Origin of the sequence: Rhizobium sp. WW_1 (assembly GCF_003610155.1) — a bacterium.
Taxonomy (GTDB): domain Bacteria; phylum Pseudomonadota; class Alphaproteobacteria; order Rhizobiales; family Rhizobiaceae; genus Rhizobium; species Rhizobium tropici_A.
Map to the genome: position 1 here is coordinate 1 of NZ_RAIN01000037.1, position 22,451 is coordinate 22,451.

Annotated in this window: 23 protein-coding genes; 8 read left to right on the plus strand and 15 right to left on the minus strand. The window is 57.8% G+C overall.

Annotated features, from left to right (window positions below):
* Positions 1–503: 503 nt before the first annotated feature.
* Positions 504–1,070 (minus strand): cytochrome b, encoded by a 567-nt coding sequence (locus BJ928_RS37335; RefSeq protein WP_047636974.1) that lies wholly within the window; start codon positions 1,068–1,070, stop codon positions 504–506.
* A 240-nt stretch (positions 1,071–1,310) separates the two neighbouring features.
* Positions 1,311–2,090 (minus strand): hypothetical protein, encoded by a 780-nt coding sequence (locus tag BJ928_RS37340; protein WP_047636972.1) that lies wholly within the window; start codon positions 2,088–2,090, stop codon positions 1,311–1,313.
* 244 nt (positions 2,091–2,334) lie between these two features.
* Between BJ928_RS37340 and BJ928_RS37345 the strand changes: the two genes are divergently transcribed.
* Genes BJ928_RS37345 through BJ928_RS37355 form a run of 3 tightly spaced genes read left to right on the plus strand, consistent with a single transcriptional unit; the run spans position 2,335 to position 6,439 of the window.
* Entirely contained in the window at positions 2,335–3,084 is a 750-nt protein-coding gene (locus tag BJ928_RS37345) for a response regulator (protein ID WP_245432815.1), read from the plus strand.
* A complete protein-coding gene (locus BJ928_RS37350) occupies positions 3,081–4,565 on the plus strand; it encodes an ATP-binding protein (RefSeq protein ID WP_052228070.1) in 1,485 nt (494 codons plus the stop codon). The genes BJ928_RS37345 and BJ928_RS37350 overlap by 4 nt, the downstream gene beginning before the upstream one ends.
* A 35-nt stretch (positions 4,566–4,600) precedes the next feature.
* A complete protein-coding gene (locus BJ928_RS37355) occupies positions 4,601–6,439 on the plus strand; it encodes an adenylate/guanylate cyclase domain-containing protein (RefSeq protein ID WP_183079518.1) in 1,839 nt (612 codons plus the stop codon).
* A gap of 138 nt (positions 6,440–6,577) precedes the next feature.
* Here BJ928_RS37355 and BJ928_RS39160 read toward each other — a convergent pair whose 3' ends face one another.
* Complete coding sequence (locus BJ928_RS39160) at positions 6,578–6,865, minus strand: Ivy family c-type lysozyme inhibitor (RefSeq protein ID WP_047636967.1); 288 nt, start codon at positions 6,863–6,865, stop codon at positions 6,578–6,580.
* Between the two features lie 437 nt (positions 6,866–7,302).
* Here BJ928_RS39160 and BJ928_RS37365 point away from each other — a divergent pair, with 437 nt between their 5' ends.
* Positions 7,303–7,791, plus strand: coding sequence for a hypothetical protein (locus tag BJ928_RS37365; protein WP_047636965.1), 489 nt, complete (start codon positions 7,303–7,305; stop codon positions 7,789–7,791).
* A 103-nt stretch (positions 7,792–7,894) separates the two neighbouring features.
* Here BJ928_RS37365 and BJ928_RS37370 read toward each other — a convergent pair whose 3' ends face one another.
* A complete protein-coding gene (locus BJ928_RS37370; protein WP_147413985.1) occupies positions 7,895–8,332 on the minus strand; it encodes a hypothetical protein in 438 nt (145 codons plus the stop codon).
* Between the two features lie 155 nt (positions 8,333–8,487).
* On the opposite strand from BJ928_RS37370, the gene BJ928_RS37375 reads away from it, so the two are divergent.
* A complete protein-coding gene (locus BJ928_RS37375) occupies positions 8,488–9,549 on the plus strand; it encodes a helix-turn-helix domain-containing protein (protein WP_047636962.1) in 1,062 nt (353 codons plus the stop codon).
* Between the two features lie 63 nt (positions 9,550–9,612).
* Here BJ928_RS37375 and BJ928_RS37380 read toward each other — a convergent pair whose 3' ends face one another.
* A complete protein-coding gene (locus tag BJ928_RS37380; RefSeq protein WP_047636961.1) occupies positions 9,613–10,143 on the minus strand; it encodes a hypothetical protein in 531 nt (176 codons plus the stop codon).
* A 189-nt stretch (positions 10,144–10,332) separates the two neighbouring features.
* Between BJ928_RS37380 and BJ928_RS37385 the strand changes: the two genes are divergently transcribed.
* Together BJ928_RS37385 and BJ928_RS37390 are read left to right on the plus strand one after the other, a co-directional pair.
* A complete protein-coding gene (locus BJ928_RS37385; protein WP_047636960.1) occupies positions 10,333–10,722 on the plus strand; it encodes a hypothetical protein in 390 nt (129 codons plus the stop codon).
* Positions 10,723–10,968: 246 nt separating this feature from the next.
* Positions 10,969–11,844, plus strand: coding sequence for a hypothetical protein (locus tag BJ928_RS37390; RefSeq protein ID WP_147413986.1), 876 nt, complete (start codon positions 10,969–10,971; stop codon positions 11,842–11,844).
* Between the two features lie 104 nt (positions 11,845–11,948).
* On the opposite strand, the gene BJ928_RS39675 is transcribed toward BJ928_RS37390, so the two are convergent.
* The 4 genes from BJ928_RS39675 to BJ928_RS37405 all read right to left on the minus strand — a co-directional run bounded on the left by BJ928_RS39675 (position 11,949) and on the right by BJ928_RS37405 (position 16,095).
* On the minus strand, positions 11,949–12,584 hold the full coding sequence (locus tag BJ928_RS39675) for a DUF4344 domain-containing metallopeptidase (RefSeq protein WP_348628286.1): 636 nt from the start codon (positions 12,582–12,584) through the stop codon (positions 11,949–11,951).
* Between the two features lie 3 nt (positions 12,585–12,587).
* On the minus strand, positions 12,588–13,835 hold the full coding sequence (locus BJ928_RS37395) for a peptidoglycan-binding protein (RefSeq protein WP_245432814.1): 1,248 nt from the start codon (positions 13,833–13,835) through the stop codon (positions 12,588–12,590).
* A gap of 83 nt (positions 13,836–13,918) precedes the next feature.
* On the minus strand, positions 13,919–14,944 hold the full coding sequence (locus tag BJ928_RS37400) for a DUF4424 domain-containing protein (protein ID WP_047636958.1): 1,026 nt from the start codon (positions 14,942–14,944) through the stop codon (positions 13,919–13,921).
* A gap of 47 nt (positions 14,945–14,991) precedes the next feature.
* Positions 14,992–16,095: a hypothetical protein gene (locus BJ928_RS37405; protein ID WP_147413987.1), complete on the minus strand. Its 1,104-nt coding sequence runs from the start codon at positions 16,093–16,095 to the stop codon at positions 14,992–14,994.
* 770 nt (positions 16,096–16,865) lie between these two features.
* Between BJ928_RS37405 and BJ928_RS39255 the strand changes: the two genes are divergently transcribed.
* The gene (locus BJ928_RS39255) at positions 16,866–17,945 is read left to right on the plus strand and encodes a lysozyme inhibitor LprI family protein (protein WP_197070159.1); all 1,080 of its coding nucleotides are present in this window, start codon (positions 16,866–16,868) and stop codon (positions 17,943–17,945) included.
* A gap of 52 nt (positions 17,946–17,997) precedes the next feature.
* On the opposite strand, the gene BJ928_RS37415 is transcribed toward BJ928_RS39255, so the two are convergent.
* The 6 genes from BJ928_RS37415 to BJ928_RS37440 form a co-directional block, all read right to left on the minus strand.
* Complete coding sequence (locus tag BJ928_RS37415) at positions 17,998–18,411, minus strand: hypothetical protein (RefSeq protein ID WP_120296856.1); 414 nt, start codon at positions 18,409–18,411, stop codon at positions 17,998–18,000.
* Positions 18,412–18,474: 63 nt separating this feature from the next.
* Positions 18,475–19,308: a lysozyme inhibitor LprI family protein gene (locus BJ928_RS37420; protein ID WP_047636954.1), complete on the minus strand. Its 834-nt coding sequence runs from the start codon at positions 19,306–19,308 to the stop codon at positions 18,475–18,477.
* Between the two features lie 225 nt (positions 19,309–19,533).
* Positions 19,534–19,962 (minus strand): hypothetical protein, encoded by a 429-nt coding sequence (locus BJ928_RS37425; RefSeq protein WP_047636953.1) that lies wholly within the window; start codon positions 19,960–19,962, stop codon positions 19,534–19,536.
* A gap of 47 nt (positions 19,963–20,009) precedes the next feature.
* Positions 20,010–20,687: a lysozyme inhibitor LprI family protein gene (locus BJ928_RS37430; RefSeq protein ID WP_082012065.1), complete on the minus strand. Its 678-nt coding sequence runs from the start codon at positions 20,685–20,687 to the stop codon at positions 20,010–20,012.
* Between the two features lie 172 nt (positions 20,688–20,859).
* The gene (locus BJ928_RS38660; RefSeq protein WP_147413988.1) at positions 20,860–21,522 is read right to left on the minus strand and encodes a hypothetical protein; all 663 of its coding nucleotides are present in this window, start codon (positions 21,520–21,522) and stop codon (positions 20,860–20,862) included.
* Positions 21,523–21,841: 319 nt separating this feature from the next.
* Positions 21,842–22,339 (minus strand): M24 family metallopeptidase, encoded by a 498-nt coding sequence (locus BJ928_RS37440; RefSeq protein WP_082012063.1) that lies wholly within the window; start codon positions 22,337–22,339, stop codon positions 21,842–21,844.
* Positions 22,340–22,451: the final 112 nt, after the last annotated feature.

The following is a 22,451-nucleotide window of genomic DNA, read 5'->3' on the forward strand; positions in this document are numbered from 1 at the left end:
ACCAGGCCAAAGCGGCTTAAATCAACCCGCAAACTGAGCCGGAAACTCCATTCTTCCAGAGCCCAAAAAGTCTCAAATCATTCGACGACGGACAATCCTTCAGCGGCAGAACCGTTCCGACGAGACGTATCTCCTGCCTGACATCGTCGATCCGAGCGATCGTCACATGAACGGGCACCTTGGCCGGAGCGCTGCGGGTCGGTGCCGCTGTCGGCCTCGAACCGACTGCCATCATTCCACCTGTGATGCCCGCTGCGCACACAACACCAGCAACCAGGAAGAATAGGCGACCCATTCTGCGTGGCTTCGCTGGTAAATCCATCTGCTTTTCCTCTGATGACATCTCTTGGAACTCCCTATTGGCCAACTGAAGCATCACGCTCTTGATGATATCGATACGGTAGAGCCAAGAGTGCGATCATCATCTAAATGCATATTGACTTGTCATCGTCTGACGGAATGTTCAGAGCATAATTCCCGTCACGTTGCATGTTCAGCTAATATCAACGGAACCACATACGTTGAAGTGCACGCTCTCCGTCGAATAATTGATGTTTCAATGCGCCGCAGATATGGAGGAAAAGAAGCACATATATAAGATATGACGTGTAGTTATGTATTGTCATCGAATCTTGAAATACTTTTTCTTTGATCTCCGGGGCGAGCGCGCGAATGAAAGATATTCTTGGCCATTCAAACGCGAAGAAATAGTGCATGGGATGGTTTGCCGCATCTGCCCACGCGGAATCAGTTATCCAGCCGGTGAGTGGCATGATGAACATGACCGCGTAGAGCATGGTATGAGTGATATGCGACGCGGCAATCTCCCAGCGCTGATATCCATCAGGAGATCTTGGTGGGTGATGCGCCAGGCGCCAGATGAGCCGCATTACGGCCAGGCCGAAAATGGTGATCCCAATAGACTTATGCACCGTCAGCAGCGACGCAAATCCATCATCGGACATGAAGGGCCAAATCCATGCGAGAAGGATATTTAGAATGATGCCCAGGGCAATCGACCAATGCAGGAAGATCGCCAGGCTGCTAAAGCGTTCGGTGCTCGTACTCACTCTCGAACCTCACTCGTTTCATATTCGGGAATATCGCTATCCCCTGAGCTATTGGCCTTTCGACCAGCAAATCCAGCTCAATGTCTCGCACTAGCCGGCGTGGCAGCGACTAGTCGGATAACGCTTGGCAAAGTGGTGTTTCCACGCCCGTTTATGTGTCGTCAACGAGACATCGTTCATCACCAACATGATCGAGCTGCGGCCTCGCCGCGCAGAGATCCGTGTGGCCCAGATATCGGATCAGGATTTCGGGCCGACAATTGGTCCGGTGGCGCGATAACTATAACCACGACTAAGATCGCCGTTCATCATCAGGCCAATCTGGCAATCCTTGGCACCTGGCTCGCGAACCGCAGGACGAGTGTCGGCGATCGTCATGCCCTTCGGCAGTTCGATGCGATAGACACCGATTGTATCCGTCGGAGGAACCGGTCCCTTCCCGATCCCATCGATCCCTCGTTGCCCTGATATCAACCCGGTACGACGCAATATCTCGGGCATGTGGCAGGTCGCATACCAGCTCTCGAACCGATCTTTGACCGCCTCGTTGGGTACGGTGAACACGATCTGGGCATAGGCTTGGCGCGGTGTATTGCCAGCCGGAATCTTGGTATCCGGCGCCTCCCGGCGCTGCGGTGCTCCAGACAGGCGATACACGTATCTTACGGCCGCTTCGGGCTTGGTGCCGGCACAGGCAGGGGACCAATGAGCCTCATATTCCTTTGCCACTGTCGCTCTGTCTTCGGCGGACGTTTCGATCAAAGTGAGGAATTTCGGCAATCTGACGCTAACCCCACCGAACATCTGCACGTCGTTGAATGCAAATCGTTGACCCGACACGAAGCCGGGTCGGCTCGCCAACTCTGCGAGCCTCCAGTCAACGCAACGGGCATAGCTTGCCTCCAACGCTGGATTGACGTCGTCAAACGCGAGAACGTAGAACCGATCGACAGCTGCTGCGGTGCTGATACCGGCAGCGCCAAAACTCAAGAAGGCGCCAAGCCACAGAGCAGTACTCATTCCAGTGATCGCCACACGAAACCTTTCTTCGCCTTTCAAAATCGGCGAACACTTAGTCTCAAGATGTCCCAGCAGTTTGCCGAGGATACATTAATGTGTGTCGGGCCGCGCCTGCGCTTTCATTTCGTAAAATCGATTGCGCCTTTTGGCGTAATCGAACAGTTGGCAAACTGTGTCGTCGCGAAGAAGTGGTCGTGATTGACAGACTTTATTACAAATTTTCCCACGACCGTCTTTGGTCAAAATGCTAATGTCAACATGTCTTGTCGGGAGGAAGGAAGCCAATCTGCATATTGTAATCGTTGATGACCACAAGGATATCCGCAACCTGCTCAGTCGCTATCTGAGTGAGAATGGATATCGTGTGACCACTGCCGAGAGCGCACTTGAGATGCGCAGGCTACTGGAGACGAGCGCGCCTGATCTTGTCGTCCTCGATATCATGATGCCGGGCGAGGATGGTCTTTCGCTGTGCCGGCATCTGCGTGAAACCACGCACATCCCGATCATTCTGCTGACTGCGGTATCTGCGGAGACTGACCGGATCATCGGACTTGAGATGGGGGCTGACGACTATGTCACCAAGCCCTTTAGCGCCCGAGAACTGCTCGCGCGGATCAAGGCAGTGCTGCGGCGTGCAAACAGCATGCCGCCGAAAAAACAGCATCAAAAGAACCAGCGTCTGAGTTTTGGGCCATGGGTTCTCGATCTCAGCCGGCGCGAACTGCTCAATCGGGCAGGGCTGGCGACACCCTTAAGTACTGCGGAGTTTCGGCTGCTGACGGTTTTTCTTGATCATCCGCAGATAGTTCTGGATAGAAATCAATTGCTTGATCTCACCGTCGGGCGTGCCAGTGACGTCTTCGACCGCAGCATAGACAACCAGATCAGCCGGTTGAGGAAGAAGATCGAGGTCGATCCCCGGAATCCGGAGCTCATCAAGACATATTGGGGTGGAGGCTACTGTTTCACAGCTGAGGTCGCGGCGACATGAAGCGATTCTGGGGCAAAAGTCTCGCAGCACAGATCATCTGGTTCATGCTGCCCATCATGCTGCTTGCCCAAAGTATCGGCTTCCTCGTCACGGCTGACGACCGGGCCGCCGAACTGCGCGAGATTGCGCTCGACGAGTTCATCGTCCGCTCGACGACAGCGGTGCAACTGATCGAGACGACACCGCAGGCCTATCAGGACGCCCTGTTCCGGGCGATGGCGACCAACTATTCCCGTTTCTGGCTGACGAATGACGGCCCTGGTGAGCTTGATCGGTGGAGCCAGGACGCATGGCACAAGCTGCACGAGCCGCTTCTCGAGAATGCTTCCGGCAACGCCAGCGCCTCAACCGGACCATGGGGTTCTGCCGATAGAGACAACTCCACCTGGGGCATGACCGACAGCCCTGTGTTGCAGTCTACGAACCGCATCAAGGACACTATTTGGGAGCCGATCGAACTCAAATCCGAGGAACAATCGACGCTGGCGCAGATCGTTCGTTTGGACGACAATTACGGCGCCGGGCTGGTGGCGAAACTGCCCAACGGACAATGGCTGAACGCTGCCTATGCCAAGCCGCCGAAGAAGTTCGTTTGGACCTCGCCGACCACGGTTTCGCTCGCGATCACGGCCGTCATGCTGTCGGCGCTTGCGATCATTGTCGCCCGCCGCATCGCCCGGCCGATGAGACGGCTCACCCATGCAGCGGAGTCGCTTGGCCGCGGCGAGCAAAATGGCCATGTTCCCGAGGAAGGTCCTGACGACATCCGGCGAACGGCCGTCGCCTTCAACCAGATGCAGGAGCGCCTGACGCGATTTCTGGCGGATCGAACGACCATGCTCGCTGCAATCGGCCATGATCTGCGCACCCCCATCACGACGATGCGTCTTCGGACCGAATTTATCGCAGACGACGAAACCCGATCCCGCCTTCTCGATACGGTCGAGGAGATGCAGGCCATCACCGATGCCACGCTCGAATTCACACAGGAACAGTCGGTCGACGAGCCGACCCGGCCCGTCGATGTCGCAGCGCTTGTCGAAAGCATCTGCGAGGATCTCGCCGATCTCGGTCGTGACGTTCGTTTCCGCGAAAATGGCGTCATCCCCTATCGCTGCAAACCGGCGCGCCTGCGCCGCGCTATCCGCAATCTCATCGAAAATGCGCTGCGTTACGGACATCGAGCGGATGTATCCATTGCCAGCTCAGCTGCCGGTGTCGACATTGCTATCGAAGACAATGGTCCGGGTATTCCCGACAAGGAGATGGATCGCATGTTCTTGCCATTCGTACGCCTGGAAGAGTCCCGCAATGCCGGCACGGGTGGCATAGGCCTCGGCCTGTCCATTGCCCGGACGATCGTGCGGGCCCACGGCGGCGACATCAGCCTGACCAACATGGCGAACGGACTGCGCGCCGTCATCCATCTGCCGCCAATCCCGGGCGGATTCATGCCGTACGAAACCTCGGAAGCCGTCTGATGTTTTCCTTGCGCAAACGTCGATCGGTATCCGGGATGACCATCCGGCAGGACAGCCGACCTTTCTTTGGGTCTGGAGCGCCTCCCGCCGAACGGCGCTGGTTCCGCCTTTCGATTTCGAGCCTGCTGTCGATAATGCTGGGCGTGTTGATCATTGCCGCCGGGTTGCCGATCCTGCTTGTCGGCTATTTTGCGACGGAAGACGTCTCGCGTCGCCTGCTTCGGGATCGCAGCGAACTGCTGCTGACATCGGTGACCGCACCGATCGAGGTACAGCTTACCGCAGTCGCGCAGATGACGGACACGGCGGCGCGAAAACTGGCGGAAGGTCAAATTGAGCCGGACGGCAGTCCCGCGTTCGTGTCCTTCGTGCAAGGTCTGCTTGCCGCGAATGATCATATCAGCCGCATCGCCCTGGTTTCTCCGGACGGGACCTTGAAGCGCTGGTCTCATGATCGTATGGAAACACTGACGAACGACGATGGCTTGGCAGCACGCCGGAACTTGCTAACGCAGGCCGCCATCGACGGGAAGAGCAACTGGTCGACACCGTTCATGAGCAATGTCGATGGCGAGATCGTCATGACCTATCGCGCTCCGCTCCGTCGCGGCGATGCCTTCCTGGGTATGCTGACGACTGTCGTATCGCTGCGCGATGTCTCCAGCTCGCTGCGGGCGATCGGCGAGGAGTTCGACGTCGTTCCGTTCCTTCTTGCTAATCACCAGGTCATCGTCGCACATCCGGCAATGTCGCAGACGAAACCCGCCAATGAACCTCTGACGATCGACAATCTCGGCGATCCGGTGATGGCCGCCATCTGGAGCGACCAAAGGCCGATCCGGGAAGCCGGCCTGTTACGCGGCGTGCGCGGCCATTGGACCTTCATCGATGGCGTATCCTACACCTACGTTTATCGCGATCTGCGGCTGGACAATGGCGCCGATCTGCTGGCCGGCTACTACATGCGCTCAGAGCTGAACCAGCGCGACCGGCTGATGCGATATTATGTTGCCGGTCTTGGGGGAATAGTTCTGATCGGCGCGATAGCCGCGGCCGCTTATCTGGGCCGGCGGCTCGCGAAACCAGTCGCAGCCTTTGGGGAAACGTCGAAGGCGATCGGTCGTCACGACTTTTCCAATATTGATCTCGACAAATGGCGTGCAAGTCGCTTCAGCGAGATCGCAGGGACAGCTGCGGCGATTTCCGACATGGCCAAGGGCATTCAGTTCTTCCAACGATACGTACCGCAAACCCTTGTCCAACGGTTGCTCTTACTCGGGCATGAGAGCAGCCGGCCGGCAAAGAGGCACATGACGATCCTCTTTCTCGATCTCGAAGGCTATACACGGTTCTCCACCGGGCGCGACGCCGACGATATTGCCAGCTATCTCAATCGCTTCTTCACCAGGATCGGCCCATTGGTCGAGGAGGGGGGCGGAACGATCGACAAATATACCGGCGACGGCCTGATGGCTTTCTGGGGCGCACCCGCGGACAATCCTCATCACGCACGCGATGCGCTTGTATGCGCTTTCCGGATTGCCGGCACGCTGGCCGCTCATCTGGAGGAGGAGGCGCGTTTGTACAGCGATACCTGCCGCGTGCGCATGGGCCTGCATACAGGCGATGTCGTTGTCGGCGATCTCGGTTATGACGGCCGTATCGACTACACGGTCGTTGGCGAGGTCGTTAACGGCGCCAAACGCGTCGAAAGCGGGTTGCGCGGCCTGGCGATGAGCCACTCAGTCGTCGTTGCGGCTACGCAGGAAACACTGACTGCCTCAGGCACGCCCGAGGCATTCCAGCGCTTCGAACAAATCGGCGATAGACAGGCGTGGCGTATCGAACAACGAGCGATTGGCCAGACTGAATAGCACAAGTGATCCATGTCCAGGCCGATGGTGTACTTATTGGTTAATTGCGCCGCCGCACTCCTCATTGCATTTTGCAAGACGCGCGGTCCGTTGAGTGATGCATGAAATGCAGGGGAGTTTGCCCGAAAGACCCTATGCTTACTCCGCCAGAGCCTTGTCCATTGCGACCTTCTGCGCCGTCGACGGTTTCCCCAGATAGAGTACGGGCTTTGCTGTCTCCTGGATCTCTCCCCATACTTTCGTCCCGTCCGTGCTGAAGAGGATCGCGGCGTGGCCATCATTGGTCGCGTGCTGCTCGGATATGGTGGTGATTGAATATTCAACCGTACCAATCGTCACGGCCTTCATGGGATTGCTGACGAAGCCATTTTCCATGTCGTGCACCCAGCGGGGCGTTCCCTTGCCGATTGCATCATCGTATTCCACGATTTGGCGTGGGTCGGATCTTTCAGGACATCCCAAAGATAGACGTCTTTGGCATGGGTGGCGCCCGCCATGCCCACAAGGACAAGTGTTGATATCATCAGACGCATAATTCCCCCACTTGCCAATGGATGATGTTTCGCCTGCGCGCTGCGCAGGCGACAGATTCGGTGGCCACAGATAATTCGACGACATGGCCGATGACAGACGATTTCCAAAATCGGAACGTGCGTGCACTTGTTATGGACGATCCTGCACCGGAATGGGCTCCCCCCTTGTCCGGGGCGGGCTTATTAAATCCGGTTCGTGGTTGGTTTTCACCAGTAATCATAGGGTTGAAGCGAAGAATACAGCTGCGGGAATGGAGTTCGAAGGATGCTACCGACCTTGATAAGCCCGTTCCGCCAGAGCACCACCCGAACATGAGAAGGTTATGCCGTATGGCTCGTTGCTGGCGCCCCTTTTTCCTGCACTTTGTCGTTGCGGGTTTGACAGTCCTGTCCGGCTGCGTGAGTGCGCAGAGCGACAGCGGGTTGCAGCGACGGCTTGACGGCCTCGTGGGCCAGAATATCGCGGCCGCGGTCGCGGAGCTGGGACCGGAAGACCGTAACGGCGCCAACACGCATACGAATATCGGAACGCCGCAAGCGCCGATCATTCCTCACCAGTGGAGCCAGTTCGGCAGCACCCAGCATACACGCTTCGTCCAGACCGGCATCGACTATTCCGGGCAGTGGAGCAACCAGGTCGCGCCGGGCCCAAATGGGATGGTCATTACGCCGACATATGAGCCGACTTATAATCCGACAGGTTATTACCAGCAGCAGGGCGAGTCCTGCTACCTGACGATCTATACCAACGGACGCGACATTATCACGCATTACGACACGACCGGCGGCTATTGCGACAAACTCTTTTCCAAGGGCTGATCCGAGATGGGGCGGAAATCGCCGTTGGGCGACACGGCACAGCGTTGATTTTGGAAGTATGCAGGAATCTCTCCATTGCAGCGTTTCCTGGCAACCCGCCGCACTAGTGCTTTCGGACGAAATCGCCGTCAAGCGTATAGCCGTCTCCGCCACAATATGGTGCCGCAATCGCGTCCGTAAGTCGGATCGAACCTCGCTTCAATACAGCCCCAAGCGCGGGCAAACCGGGGCTGGCAGCATCTCCCTGCGGGGAAAGATCAGCCAAAACATTCTGGCGCGTGACGGTGCCCAGGAAAATGCCCGCGGCGATCTTTCCTTCGGCGATGAAGCCGCAATCAGCCGGGGTCGCGGCCCCATTCGGTATGCCGCCGATTTGTACCACTAGCCTCACGCTGCCGGAACTATCCTCGACCGTGATCGTTCCACCGCCGCTTTCGCCATCCTTTCGCTCGTAGGTTCCCGCCGATCCCGAAGCGTGTCCCATTGCAGGGAATGTGATGGCAATGATCGAGACTAGAGAAGTGTATGCATATCGTTTCACGCTGCCCACTGGCTTTTCCTTCTATTCTCTCGTTGCAGACGGCTACGAACAACCTTGCCTGAGCACGCGAGGCGCTAAAAAATGGCCTATTGCCACATTCTAAGGTTGCCCTAAGTAATCATTCTAGGCCGGGGGGCCTCGAACTACATAATCCTATGGCGCAAACATCTTCGACTCTCATTTTCACTTTTTCCACGCTCGATTTTCCCGAAAAGGATCGGTTTCATGCCTGGGTGAAGGACAATCACTGTGATTGTCGGCTGCAGGATGATGATCCCTTCGCGTTTAATGCGGCTGCCACCGGCGCGGCGCTCGGCCCGCTTATCCTGTCCGGGAGAAGGTGGCTCAATCAGGACCGGGCTGCCGCGTATGAGGTCCGTAGAACCGAACGGCTGATCCGGACCGATGGCCACGATTTCTTTCGGTTCACCCTGGTTATGCGCGGCCGCTTTCTCTGTCGATGGACAAGCCCTCAATCGGTCAAGGCGGCGGGTGATCTGTTCGTCCTTGATGCGGCCCAGGTTAACGAATGCATGGTGGAGGCCGACGATGTAATTTCCCTGGTGGTGCCCAGAGCTCTCCTCCCGAGCCAGACTGAACTGCTGCACGGAAAGACACTATCAAGCGGCGTGGGACGTCTCCTGGGCGATCATATGCTGTCGCTCTATCGGAATCTGGAAAGTCTGCAGGAGCGCGAGATTCCCTATATCGTTCAATCGACGCTGCAATTGCTCACGGCCGCAGTCTTGGCGACGCCGGATGCCGGGCGTGAAGCAGGCGGTCCGGTTCGCGATCTATTGCTCGGCCGCATCCTGCGCTACATCGATGCGCATTTGCTGGAGGCCGATCTCGCCCCGGATCGCATTTGCCGTGAGGTCGGAGTGTCACGCGCGAAGCTCTACCAGTTGCTCGAGGGTCATGGTGGCGTCATGCGGCAGATACAGCGCAGAAGATTGCGGCGTGCCTATCAGATACTGGCCGATCCCAGTCGGCCGCGACAGCACATCGCCGAGGTGGCATGGAGCCATGGCTTCGCTAACGAGAAATACTTCTATCGTCTGTTCAAGGCCGAGTTCGGCCATACGCCGAGCGAGACGCTGGAAAGCATGTCCGTTCCAGGCTTCCTAATGAAGAATGCCGCAACTCATGAGCGCCACCAGGACCAGACCGGCGGCCCTTCCGGCTGGTCGCTTCCGTTCGGTTTGCCCAATGACTAAGGCGAATATCGGGAAGATGGCGACAATTGCACTTGCGGCGGATCTCATGCCCGCGACGTTGTCCTACGCTTCGCGTCCCACCTTGTCGAAGTGGCTCCGCAGTTCCTGGTCGCACCCTATTGCCTTGATGAGGGTGACGTCGATCGGATCTTCGGGGTCGATCGGGAAGACGGCGACGTCCAATTGGCAGGTGTCGCCATATGCCGGCCAATTGGGATAGCGATGGCCCAACAGAAAACGCTGAAAACGGAATATGGCGCGGCCGTTGATTTCTTCCGCCGCCGGCCAAACTGGCGGCGACGATTCCATCTCCCAATCGGCCCGATTTCGCTGCAATTCCTCCAGCGACTGCTGGCGAAAGATATCGGCGTGTTCGATTGCCTCGATCTCGGAACGGAAGCCAGAGCCGAGGTGGATGTCGCCCCAAAGATCGGTATAGTATCGGTATTCGCTATGTCTTATCACCAGCCAACTCGATCCCCGTAGCCGCGCTTGCTCGATGCAAATGCCGGCTTCGATGGGGACGTGATACGGCGCCGCAATTTTCCAGCCGCTGCCTGGAATAAGTGGCTCGAGCGAAACGAATGGGGTCAAGCTTGCTGCCTCATTTGACGAAGTCCAGAATGTTCGGTAGCTCTGCCTTGGACTATGAAAGCTTGGTGTGAAAGATACAGTAACTCCTCCGACAGAGCGGAGCAAATTGAAGAGCCTCGTCAATCGTGCAATCGCTGACGACGTAATGGGTCGTCGACATGTTTCCTGCCTCTCCATCGGTAGACGCTCATGAAAATTCTCGATCTGAAGAAACCTGCTGCAGTTGCAGTCATCATCTTTGCTACGAACAGTCCGTGTGGCGCAGCCGAGCTGAAAGCTTATTATAGCAAATCCGCCGTGCAGCCTGTTGTGGCACAGCCCCTGCAAGGCAACGAAATCAGCATACGCTATCACGTTCTTCCCGAATCCACCTTTTATTCCGCCGGCGTCGATTATGAAAAGGTCGGGGAGACGCTGAAGATCTCGGTCGTGCGCAGCGCGGTCGACACTCGGGCGGTGCCGATGGCGCGTACCGTTTTGCCGCTTGACGGTCGATGGGAGGCGGAAGTGCACATTCCCTATCACGGAGAGAAGGTCGTGCTGATCAGTACCGATTCGGAAGATCAAATATATCCGTGACCATCCGGCGCCATCGTGCAGCGGGCTCTACAACGCTCCGTATCCGATGGCTCGCACGGCATGTGGAGATTGCCGCCGAAATGGATCGCCTCCATTCCAACACCAGCGTCGGACTCCAATTCTGGACGGATCTGTACCTCATGTGGAGCCATCTGGACCTCGCGATCGCTGACATGTCTTGAACGGTGTCTGACCGTTGACTAGAGAATGATGCTTTGCCTCATCGAATGGCGCCCTATCGAATCCATGCCCGTTGCTCTTCGTATTTTCCGATCGTCTGCCAGCGGCGCTCTGCTGGCCCTGATGCTGGCTGTGGGCGGCGGCCCTGTCACGGCGCAGCAGAGTTCGAACGCCAAGCTCACGGTGCGATCGCACGTTCCGGGATTGAAGATCACACTCCTGTCGAAACTGCCGAAGGCGCCAGAGACCGTCTCGCCTGCAGAGATGTGCGGTCCGCCCTTCAATCCGAAGAGCGAGGGTGGCAAGGTGGCCGCAGCTCTCGGATGGGGCGTGACCGCGGAGGCGCAACTCGGAACTTATCAAGCCGTCAGCTTCGCAGGCGGCTTCGAGAACGCGGCCAGTGGTACGTGCGAGATCAGTGGCGGCAATGTCGCCATCTTTAGCGGTGGACAGCTCGTCGCCGTCATCTATGCCGACAAGAGCGGCAAGGCGTCGATCGGCAGGATCAGCATGGCGAGCAATGGGTTGCGGATACTGGACGGCGATCTTGTTCCAATGCCTGTCGGCGATGTCAGGCTCACCAGTGAGCACGCCATCGAGGTTTTGCCGCTGGCGAACGAGGAGCCGGTCTGCGACGGGCGGGGTATCGTGCCCAACATCTATGGCAGGCCTGTCATTGAGGCGCGGAAGGCGGTTATCGCCCGTGGGTGGAAGCCGTTCCGCAGTCCGCCGTCCTCCTATCCGGATCACGAGGGCGAGGATCTTCGCAAGGATGGGATCGTCGAAGCGACCGGTTGTGTCGGGACTGGCCTTGCCTTTTGCAGTTACTATTATCGCAACGGCGATATGGAGCTCGGTGTCACCAGCGTCGGTGACGGTAAGCCGACAGTTTCGGCATATGATATCGCCTGCGAACCATCAAAATGGCATAAGGCGGACTAAGGCTCGCCCCTGAGCGATCTGCTGCCGGGAGCGGGCCTCGAAGTTATGTCTTGCTATATTTTGCAATGTGCATCGTCTCGCCTGTTTGAGGACGCTCCTCTCTCTCATTTGCTGAAAGGATTGGACTTGCCGTCCCATTCGAGAGGGTTTGCGCCGGCCGCAGGCTGCGATGTCGTGGCGTTCTGCTGGCTGGCATTTGCATTGCCGTCGTCCGATTTCGGCTGGAACCGCGGCGAGAAGTGCGGCAGCAACAGCCGAGCCCAGGAGCGACTGATCTTGGAGGCTTCGTCCGGGCAGCGGGCAGCGCGTTCCTTGGGCAGCATCCCGTTGTCGACGATCGCGCCGTTGTCTTTCGGATCGAGCCCGTAGACCATGCACAGCAGATTGAAATAGCGCTGGGCATCGAGCGAATGTTCGTCGGCGAAGGACGCGACATCCGGGCTACCGGAAGACTGGCTGTTGACCTTGAACCACACCGAGGCCAGTTGCAGAACACGTGTAATATCGTTCTTGGTTTCGCTGTCGTCGGCGTGGGTCAGAAGCAAGACGGCAGCAAGCTGATCCACCGAGTCCTCCTCGCGCCCCACCGCTGGGAGATCGAGTAGATCGATCAGCGCGTGCCCGGATTCGTGCAGCAGAATGAAGCGCAGATTATCGCGCACGAACTCTATCGTCAGGGCCTTGGGATCGGAGGAGCCTTTCGAGAGGGCCTGTCCCATTTGCAGGAGGCTGTCGATCATCTCTTAACAGAGGAAAACGGCACCGTTCTCTTTGTTGTAGAACGCGTTTATGGTGCCGCACTGCCGCGTGACATAGTGCAGCTGGCGCGGTGTCACGAAAAGCCCGTCAAGACCGTCGATTTCCGGAATGTTCGAGAACAGATGCGTATCGACTGCCCATTGATAGGCATAGCGCAGATTGGGATCCTGCGGCGGGAAGTAATGGTAGACGAAGCGCAAACCCTTGCCGTCCGACGTGACGAGAGAGCCGTCCGAAGGTGGCGGCAGAGCGTTGGACTTTTGTTCCGTCACACCGTCCTGGCTATCGCCCGATTGTGCGGTCTGTACATCAGGCGCCGCCGCGGTCTGTTGCGACGATTGTGCCGGCGCGTTTGACGATCCGCCTCCCGTGTCGGCTGCGGTCGATTGCGTGCCCTTGTCGCCGGCGCCGGCCATGTCGGCGAGTTGCATCAGCGTTGGATAGCTCGGATCGCCATCGGCCGGATTGTCGCCGAAGGGATAGAAACTGTTGGAAATGAGGACGGAGATATTGTCGATGACCTTGCTGGGTTCGTTTGCATTCCAGCTCAAGTCATAGCCGCGTATTTCGTTGCCCCTTTGTTCGAAGCGCGAATAGAATTTTCTGTCGCCCGAAGTACCCGATACGATGAACCAATTCTGCCGTTTGAGCTGATAGGTGACTTTGCTGCCCTGATCGTCGGAGAGGTTCTTGAACAGTGCATCGATCTGGCCCGCGCCGGAATTGGGAAAGCGCGCGGTCTTCAGGGCAAGCACACCATCGGCGGTTTGAAGGGTTTCTCCGCCGAGCTTGTTGTCCTGGCGCTGCGTAAGGAGCGCGGCAGGATAGGACATGGTCACGCCGGCTTGGGATTTGTCTATCGGGCGCCATTGCAGCTGCTTGCGCAGATCGAGTGCCGCGCCGCCCAATTCCAGGGCATCCCGGGCGGAAAGCTTGCCGCTGGCAGGGCGATTGTGATCGCGCTGGTAGCTTGCGATGGCATTGCGGCTGCTCTGGCCGAAGGCGCCGTCGGCAAAGCCGTTGTAATAGCCGAGGACGATCAGTCCTTCCTGGCTGAGCCGCTTCTCCCAGATATTGAGCACGCCTTCGATGGAATCGGAATTATCGAGATCGAATTGCGCCGAGTTCTGCGCGAAGGCCGGCTGAACCATTGCCGGGAGCGGGGCGGCGAGAAGAAGAGCCAGGGCGAAGATGACGTTCCTGGAAGAATAACGCCTCGGTGCAAAGTTCATTGTGCGTAAGCTCCGGTTCTCTAGATGGGTAGTCAAAAATGGGGCGCGTTCGGTCGCAAGCGTTGCTTGTATCGAGCTGGAAACTAGTGCACCGGCACAGTTTGCAGCAGCAGCACATCGATATCGCGATCGGGGGCGTAGTTCTTGATGTTTACTTCGAACTGTGTCGGACTGATCTTTTTCACGCCATTGCCGCAGAAGGATACCAGCGTCTTCGGATCGCCCTTGTCTACAACTAGCTTGAAATCGCCGATCGGTCCTGCCCAGTTGCCGCCTGAGGTAATGACGTAGGACAGATACTGCTCGAAGACCTGGAAGGACTTCAGATTGTCATTGCCGACTTTTTTGTAAAGTGAGCTCGCTGCCTTCATAAAAGTCTCGTCGGTGCAGAACCTGTCGCGATAAGATTTGAGCTGGTCGTCGTCCATATCGGGAGAGCCGAGCGACAGGGTCGATTGGCTGCCGACGACCGGGACATAGCTCTGCTGCACGATCACATCCTTCCCCTTTGGAAAGGTCTGGCTGCGCCAGTATTTCGAACGCAGCGTCCACAGCGGATAGAGAGTGGCGGGCTGTCCGTTGTATTCGCTAACTCCCGGATCGAAGATATTGGTGTCGGCCAGCATTTTGCGCTGGGCATCGGTAAGGCGGCCGACCGCTGCCTCGGTGGCCTCCACGGTCGGCACGAGAGGGATGCCCAGGGCCTTGAGCTTGTCGGTAATTTCCGTATCTGGCTCGCCTTCGGCCGTTAGGAAGGCTCGCTGCTCGAGCTGGGAGGAAACGGGCCCGCCATCGACGATGGTCTTGAATTTTACGAAATTGTCGCTCGTCGCATCGGGAACGACAGTGGTGGAATTGGAGCCGCCGCCGGTAAATTCTGGCATCGGGAAAGCGATGGTTGTCGTATAATCCGCAGCTGTCAGATTGCGGAAGCGATAGGAAATCCGGATGCCGGAGGTGGACAGATATAGATCTTCCGAGACGAGCGCGATCTTGTCCGTTTTCTGAAGGACCAGGCCACCGGTTCCCAGGGCAGCCGTGCTGTCATCGGCAAGGGCGGGAGCGGACAGGAGCACCAGGGCTCCGCAGGCAAATGGAATAAGGCGCATTGCTCGTTCTTTCCGAATGGGGACTAGTTCGGGGTAGGCGAGACGTCTCAGGAACCGCTCTTGCGATAGATCGTACCGTCGAATGAATACATCTCGCCGGAATCGGGATTATCGGCGTCGCCATTCACGAAGACATCGTGAAACTCTCCATGCAGTGTGCTCTCGACTCTTATGGCGTGACGGAAGCCGCTGAAGACGACCGAGGCCTTGCCTGCGGATGGGACGGATACGATCCAGACCGGCCCGACGCCTCCGCCCGCGTCGCAGCGATTCGAAGTCGTCACGAACCAGGTCTTCGCGTGGACGGAGAGCGATGGCAAAACTTCCTTGCCCACCAGCTTGCAGATTGGCGGATAGTTGGGATCGCCTTTGACGGCTTCGGCGACGTCGGGCGAAGGTGTCGCCATTCCGGTATCGTTGATCGACCAGATACCGGATGGCTTGCCGCCTGCAGCCGGGATCGGCGCAGCGTCTGTTGGCGCGACAGGCGTGCCGTTTCGGGCGACGACATCGGCGGCCAGGTCGAAGCCCGCGACGAGTTCCTGCGGAAGGCTGCCCGCCTCAAGTACGAATTTGCCCGCTTGCGAATGCCAGATCGCGACGCTGGATTGGTCGTCGCCGCTAGCGGCGCTTCTTGTGTAGGTGACGCGAACGCGGTCGGGCTGGGGCAGGCCCGTTTCGACCCTGCCCGTGATGGTCACGACCTTGCTGTCGTCGGTTTCGGCGCCACCATTCTCCCAGCCGACAGGAACCGTGCCGAGGGACATGATGCCGCCGTTGCGAAACGCATAGAAGTCCATTGAATGGCTGGAATAGCCCTGTTGAGACATCCCGCCGCTGACCATCATGCCGTCATCGGACCCGAAACGGGCAGCCGTGATGTCTCCAGCATTGCCCCAGGAGCCGTTGCCGTCGGCGAAATTGCGTTTCACGGTAACAAGCCGTGGCGTCGCGCCAGAATCGCGAAAGAAATAGGCCGATAGATGGGCGCTCTGACCATGGGCACTTTCGCCCTGATCCGTCGTTGCCGTGATCAGCACCCGGCTGCCGGCGAACTTCAGCAAGGCGGCAAGCGAAGTACAGCCTTCCGAGGAGTCCGCCGCGCGAAAGCGTGCTTTGTTCCCGAACGCGATGGCCTTTACCTCGTGCATGTCCGCGCTCTTGGCGAGCGTATCGCGGACATCCTCGCAGAAAAGAACGTTGGTTCGGTTTGATGACGTATCACCCGAGGCGGCGTAAGCGGCCCGTCCCAATGGAGCGACCATGGTAGGGATTGTCAGACAGATGGCGGCCCAAAACGCAATCGTGGAGCGGCGTTTCCCAGCTGCTGCGCTCTCTCCTATCGCCCACATTCGAATCCAGCGCCCCATGATCGTTTCAATCTACTCTTTTGACATCCCGTGGCCTCACCCAAGGTTGACCTGTCCCGCGACGATATCTTCCCAACAGATGGTCGCGAGCCTGGAGTTCGCGCGCAAACCGGCAATGGATCGCGACCGACTGACATGCCGGGCTCCGGCCGACTTCTCCGCCACCTACAGCGAACCCGCGCGATATCAGGCCCATCAGCCATGGCATCGTCGACGTCAACCCACGAGGGTAGCAGAGGCTTTATCAGAACGTATTCGGTGCACCATCTCCCTGCGTCTGCGATAGGTGCAGATCTGTCCATATTTCGCGAAATACGTTTCATCCACCGGCTAGCCGTTTGATGGAAGCATCAAGCTATTATAACAAGTTGCTCTCCTATCATGGCAGAGTTGCATTCATCTCATATGCATCCCTTAATGCGAGTATTTTCGTTGTGTGCCACGTCAGTAGATCGGTCGCAACGTCGATCGGGAAGGTTTGCTGCTCGTCGGATAGTTCCATTACAGATTGCGTCTGCCCGCCAGGGTTGTTTCGCCAAAAGGATATCGGCATGAAGTTCTATCGCGGCATATTGGGGCGCTTCTCATTATCTGTTCTGGTACTTGCGGTTCCGACACTTGCCGCTGCCGCACAGGAAAGGGATTGCTTCGGTTTCGACGGTGTGACCGACGATCCACTTGCGATGAAACTCTATCAGGTTCAGCAGGGTGAGCAGGTCGAGTTCCAGTGTCCTGAAAAATCGTTGATCTGCAACAAGGGCGCCTTTTTGCTGTCAGGCGATCAGGTGGTGGTAAGCCGGATCGATGGTGACCGCGCCTGTGCAGAATATCTCAATCCCTACAAGAAACCGGGCAACGACGAAACCGCGGGCTGGTTGCCGTTGTCACGATTGACGCGCATATCGCCGGCGCCCGATTGGACAGGTCGTTGGGGCGATGACGAGATTACGATCAGCGCCAAACATCAGGGCGACAAAATCCGCGTCGATGCCAGGGCCAGTCTGCAATTCGGCAATGGGGAGGAGGGAGGTCAGTTCGCTGCTCTCATCGATGACAAGCAGCCGCAGGCGAGGTTCGGGTATCAGTTCGCTATCGGAAAGGAAGCGGAAAAGCTTCTTCCCTATCAAGACAAGGAGACCCCTGGCGTCTGCCAGGTCAGGATGGCGCAGCTTGGACGCTATCTCGTCGTCGGCGACAATCACATCTGCGGGGGGATCAACGTCAGCTTCTCCCAGGTCTATCGCCGCGTGGATGAAAAGCCGCCCGTTGATCAGGCAACGGTATCGAACCGGGACTTGGAGCAGAGGGGGTCCTATGGATTGCGCTACGAATATTCGGACTGTCTCGACAAGTCGGGTGCGGCGGCACGGAAGCCCCAGGACTGCGCCAGCCCAGAATATAAATATCAGGACGACCGTCTCAACCGAGCCTATCGCGCGCTGCGGACCAAACTCGATCGCGCTAATGCGACTCAACTGCGCGACGAACAGCGGGGCTGGATCGCCGACCGCGACAAGCAATGCCCAGTTGCGACCGGCGACGCAACAGCGGCGCCGGTCGTCGCCAACGATTGCTCAGTACAGGTGACGGCAAGACGTGCTGCCGAACTCGAAAGCCGGCTTCTTCGATAGAGGTCGGCAGTTCATCGATGCGTTCTGCCCGCTCCCATCTGACGAACCGGTATTATTGGTTCTCCTCCGACGGCAGCGCGTCAGCCCATTTCTTCCGCATTTCACTCAGTCGGGCAGTATAGGCGGCCCTAAGGCATCCAGCATTCGGGCAGGCATCCCGCACTGTTTCCCGCCAATGCTTCTGTTCCTTGCCCGCCGGGTCGATCACCGCGCCGGTCACACCGTCATGACCGAATGTCTCGCTCTCGATCTGATCGAACAGCACCTTCATGTCGTCGTCCAGCTTCGACAGGACGGAATCGGCACAGATCAGCTTCTCGACGTGGCTTTTTGCATATTTGCAATCGAATCCGGCAGCGTGGACGGGCTCCTGCATCGACATCAAAGCGATGCCGGCAAGGGCGCCAAGGCCGAGGCTTGCGGCAAACACGCTGCCGGCAACCGGCCAGCCGGCGGTTACTGTCACTGCAATATGCCTATGTGAAGAAAAAATACCCATTGGTTTCACCTTGAGATCCGGAGGTGGCCCTTATTGCGCTGGCGGGTAGATTGGGCTGGTCAGGCATTGATCGAACCAACTGGCATCGGTTGTTTCGAGTGGCGTGGTATTTTCGGCGTCCAGCTTGGGAAGACTGGTCTGCGGCAAGGGAAAGTGCTGGTCCGTAGCCGCCTCGCGCGTCCAGCCGTTCTCTTGGCCATTGCTGCAAACGTTACCGCTTTGATCGCTGCAAAGGGCAACAGGTGTGACTTTGTCGCCTTCGACGGTGCTGACCCCGTAGTACATGTAGATGGACCAACTGGCCCATTCCGCGCTGGAACTACAGACTCGATCCTTGTTCTGGACATGCATGACACCGCTGCATTCATAGGAGTAGTGCTTCTGCTCCCGGTCGTCGGGAATGAACTCGCAACTCGTGTTGAAGCCGGCGAATGCGCCGCCAGTGTATTTTTCGAGCAGATGGCGTTGCGCCTGGGCCTGCGCGATCAGTCCTTTTTCTGAGCGGTCACCGAGCCGCGCGCTGCGGGCGATCATGGCGCGGCGTATCTCGCCGGCGGGAACCGCGGCATCGCCAGAGCCATTGCCGAGCCAGTCGTTGCGGGCCGCGATCCACCGGCGCTGGCTGTTGATCAGCATGGTGCGGATCTCAGGGTCGGGTGCGGTCTTGACGAGGGCGCCATAGGCTTGCCCCATGGCCGCGTCGGCCGCTTTCAGGCCCGCATTACCGCAGATCTTCTTGTCGATCGGGTCGCTGGCCTTGGCGCAGTCGATAGCCCAGGCAGGCGTCGTCGTGCCCAATCCGAGGATCGCCACCAACCCAGCGACTGCGAGCTGGAGTCTTGTTGTCGATTTATGGCCGGGCATGGTGAGTTCTGCTCCTGACAATTTCTCTTTCGCTTCACGCGGGCAAGCGATGTGTCCCTTGCCCGATCGACGCCTCTGCTGCGAGGTAGGTTGCAGCTTCGGCAGGAACCGCAATTAGCTTGATATTATCGCCCGTTACATGGAAATTCGGAATTTGAAACATGCGTGTACTTGTTATGGACGATATTGCACCAAGGCAGACACCGTCGTGCCTCCATGCATCGACTACAGCGAGTCGTCGCGCATCCGATAGAGCTGCCAGCAGGTCGTTTTCCTGAAGAAGAATGTCAGCTGGTAATCGGTATCGCTCTTGACCAGGGTCACCTTCCTCTCGCTCTTGGAAATCGCGGAGATATGACGCGACAAGCCGTCCGCTCTTTGCTTACCTGCGCTCGGCATCACCGGAAAATGAAGCGCGGCGCCATCGACCAGTTGCGAAACGGTGGCCGGCTCCGGCTCTGCGCTTGCATTGATGGAGATGCTTTCAAGCGGGCGGTTCGTAAAGACCTGTTGCATCTTCACATTGTTCATGAAGGCCGTCAGGAAAGTGTCGAAATCCTCGGACGGGCAGGTCATGCTTGCCGCCGAGAGCGCCGGTGAGGCAGCACCCGTGCCCAGCGCTGCCAGCAGGAAGAACCATGCGTAACTTCTCATCCTCGACATATCTCCGTTGCATGTTCTTGGCTGCGCTGCCGGGTCAACTATCCGCCAAAGCACTGATCGTTGGTGAAGTCGATGAGTGCCTTGTCGGATTCCGTCCGCAGATCGGCGGGCTCGATGGCGAAATGTCCCACCATCTCGTCGTTGCATATCCTGACATCTGTTCTGCGGGCCTGGTCCTCAAGGACGCAGTAGCCGCCGAAACTATCATTGCCGTTTGCCGTTCCCACCGGCAGATCGATCAGCTTCCTGCAGCCGATGATCTTTCCACTCCTCTTTTGTTCGGACAGTGACTGATTGAAGGATTCGATACGGCTGTTGGGGTCGCGGGAAAAGACGACACTGCGGCAGGAGCTGCCATCGGGAATGTCGCAGGACGTCGTGTCGACAATGTATTTCTCGTTGCGGGCAAGGACCTCTATTCTTGCCGAATATGCCTGCTCCAGGCAGGCTGCGTCCTGGCATATGTCACGTGCATAGCTGGCCCAGTTTCGCTCCTCCTTGAGTAGCGCCTGCCTGCTTGATGGCGCGACGGCCGCCAATGCGGCCTTGTACGTCGTCGCTAGCTGGTCATCGAGCTTCGAGAGCCCGGGGTTCTGGCAGACCAATGTTTCGATGCTGCCTTTCGCTTTCGCACAATCGAAGCTCGCCGCGGCGACATCGGATGCAAAGGGGAATGCCAAGAGGAAAAAAATCAGGAAATATATATTGCTTCGCATGGTGGGAGCCCGGTTTGGCGCGTTCATACCTTCTTCGGCATCTCCCCTTAGCGGGATCGCCGTTCGTCCAGGTTCTACCATTTAGTGTGGTTACTCGCGAAGTCCATGCGGGAATCGCCGCTGGCTCTATTTTGTCGCTTGATGAATGCCTTGACCGTCGGGCGCAAGGCAATCATGGAGCCGCACCAACTCTGAAACCTATCCAAGCAGGATGCTGGGTCGTTTCCTTCTCGATCGCGCTCACCACCAGCGTAACACGCCCGATGACCAGGTGTTTTCCGACATCGAGATGGGCATGGCGGATCGTTTTGGGATCCGTATCTTCCGGCGCGAACTGGGACGGTTGCCATTGCACATCGGCAGCAGGCACGCGGGGATCGGTTCCCCACCCTTTTATCCTCATATCAACGGCTCCATGCGTTTCAGGCCCGTTCAACCGCAAAGTTCCGTCGGACGTCAGATAGACCATGATGGCTCCGTTGCCGGGAAATTGACGAGCGGCAATGGCGGAGATTGCAACGCGGCCACGCTCCGCACCTGTTGGCGGAACAATCGCTTCCACCTCGTGCATACCATCAGATGTGGGAAGCCAGCCTCCGCGGCGCAGTCGCATGGTGTATTCGACTGGAACCCCGCGTGCATAAAGGTCAAGGGTAACAGTAGCCGTTCCATTATCCGCTGGCCCATTGACCGAAATGACCCCAATCGACGAGCCTCCGACGGAGCCAACAGCCCCTTGATCGATCACGGTTGGCTTTGCAACTGTTGTCGCCCATGCCGGGACAGGTGCCATCAGCAGCAGGATCGCTATCGCAAGGTATGGTCTCGTATGCATCGAGTTGCGCTTCCTCTATCAAGCTTCCAGGCGCCATTATCCGGACAATGGTCAATATTCACCCGATGTTGCTGGTTATTCGGATACCGTAGGAAATCCGAACGCATTGTTTGGCCCGTTGTCAGAGCATTCGCCAAACAATACTCATCACATGGCTCCCGTTGGAATTCCATCAAGAGCGTACCAAATCGCCAGCAGCGGACAACGACGTGTCGGTCGCTTCGAAACGGAGCTCGAGCTCAACGCCGATACCACATTGAAATGTTGGTCCTGCCAAAGATGATGCCAGCGAACTCGTCGGCGCAGCTCCTTGGCGTCTTCAGGTTTGAACGACGTGAGCGGTGCGGGGCAGGTCGGAGAGGATTTCCGCATTATCGGCACGTAAGATGACAATTTCTTCCAACCTGATACCGAAACGGCCCGGAAGATAGATGCCCGGTTCAATGGAAAAGACCATGCCTTCCTCCAGCACCGTGTCCGAAGTTGCGGTGATATAGGGCGGTTCGTGTCCGTCGATGCCCATGCCATGGCCGGTGCGATGGACAAAATATTGGCCGTAGCCGGCATCGGCGATCACCTTGCGGGCCGCGTCATCCACCTGCCTTGCCAGCACGCCGGGGCGGGCGGTCCTGAGTGCAGCCTGAACCGCTTTTTCGACAATGGTGTGAATCTCACCGTAACCCTCCGGCGGAAGGCCGACGACCGCCATACGCGTAATGTCGCTCGGGAAACCTTGCTTGCGACCACCGATATCGATGACGATGGCGTCACCTGTCCGTCGTCGAATGATTTGAGACTTTTTGGGCTCTGGAAGAATGGAGTTTCCGGCTCAGCTTGCGGGTTGATTTAAGCCGCTTTGGCCTGGTGGTTCAAGCGGCGCTGTCGGATAGTGTCTCGTTTGATCCTTTCACGTTCGAGCAGGATGGTCT